At 66.3% G+C, this 1,545-nt stretch carries 1 protein-coding gene; it reads right to left on the bottom strand.

Features of this window, described 5'->3' with window-relative positions; translation table 11 throughout:
• Positions 1-204: 204 nt before the first annotated feature.
• A complete protein-coding gene (locus ELR45_RS12435) occupies positions 205-1,278 on the bottom strand; it encodes a zinc-dependent alcohol dehydrogenase family protein (RefSeq protein WP_129666353.1) in 1,074 nt (357 codons plus the stop codon).
• Positions 1,279-1,545 lie beyond the last annotated feature (267 nt).

Below are 1,545 nucleotides of genomic sequence, written 5' to 3'. Positions count from 1 at the left end.
CTCACAGCCGTGCTGGGGCGCCTGGTGGCGTCGCCGCGCGTCGTCGGGGTCGACGTGACGATCTACGACCCCGATCTCGACCCGGGCCTGCGCGGCGGTCAGCACTTGGTCGACGTGCTGGTGAGCGCCTTCGGGAGGCGATGACCGCAGGCGGTGGCGCCGTGACAGTGTGCGCGGCGCGGTCAGACGTTCCGTCTTTGGCGCCTATGGGCGCGGGTTGGTATGCGACCGCGGTGGGCGCAGGATCGTCACGCCCGACGGCGATCCCGCAGACATCGCCATCAGAGCGTCGACGCCCTCGTCGAGGGAGAGCTCCTGCCCGAGCAGCAGGTCGGGATTGAGCTGGCCGTCGGCGATCTCCCGCAGCATCCGAGGATAGGCATGCGCGGCCATGCCGTGGCTGCCGACCAGCTCGAGCTCGTTGGCGACGACCGGTCCCATGGCCACAGCCTGGGTGCCGTGATCGGCGAGGAGCAGGCCGACCTGCACGTGCCGGCCGCGCTTGCGCAGGCAGTTCACCGAATTCTGAAAGGTGGACGTGTGCCCCAGCGCGTCGAGTGAGACGTGCGCCCCGCCGCCGGTGATGTCCCGGATGGTGTCCGGCACGTCAGTCGCACCGCCGTTGACGACGGCGACCGCCCCGAGTTCGCGCGCTCGGGCAAGTGCCCGTTCCGAGATGTCCACGGCGACGACGCTCGCACCGTACGACGCGGCGATCATGACCGCCGACAGCCCGACACCGCCACACCCGTGCACGGCGATCCATGGCCTGACATGGAGATCACGGAGACCGCCGTGCTCGACGACGGCGCGGTACGCCGTGGCGAAACGGCAGCCGAGGCTCGCGGCCGTCGCTATGTCGACCGCATCCGGTATCCGCACGAGGTTGACCTCGGCATGGTCCACCACGGCACGTTCAGCGAACGACCCCCAACGTGTGAAGCCGGGTTGCGTCTGGTGATCGCACACCTGATGGTCACCTGCGCGGCATTGTGGACAGTCGCCGCACGCGTTGATGAACGGTGCGGTGACTCGCTCGCCGACGTTCCAGGCGTCGGAGACCGTCGCACCCGTCTCCACGATGGTGCCGGCGAACTCGTGGCCAGGAACGTGGGGGACGGTGATGTCGTCGTCGTGGCCCATCCATCCGTGCCAGTCGCTGCGGCAGAGCCCTGTCGCCTCGACCCGGACCACAGCGCCGTGCGGTGGGCATACTGGGTCCGGGACCTCACGAACCTGGGGCCGCTGCTGGAACGCGTCGTACACCATCGCTCGCACGCAGCGACTCTATCGGAGCACCCATTAGGTTGTCCGAATATCACTGGAGGGTTCGACATGCTATAGCGTGTCAAACCATCCAGTTATCTCTGTACAACCTTCCAGTAATACAACTGCGCTCTTCTTCGCTGATTAAGTTCGGTTAGCTCTTGTTAACATCGTTTTGGTTCGCCATCATGTAGCTGCGTGACCACTGATGAGCTCGGGAAGCTGATCGAGAACCAAGACGGGCTCATCACCCGTCAGCAGGCGCTGAACGCCGGGATC

The sequence above is a fragment of the Phytoactinopolyspora endophytica genome (genome assembly GCF_004138495.1).
GTDB classification, from domain to species: Bacteria; Actinomycetota; Actinomycetes; order Jiangellales; family Jiangellaceae; genus Phytoactinopolyspora; species Phytoactinopolyspora endophytica.
The sequence above is the reverse complement of the archived record's forward strand: the minus strand, read 5'-3'. Positions and strand labels throughout refer to the sequence as shown.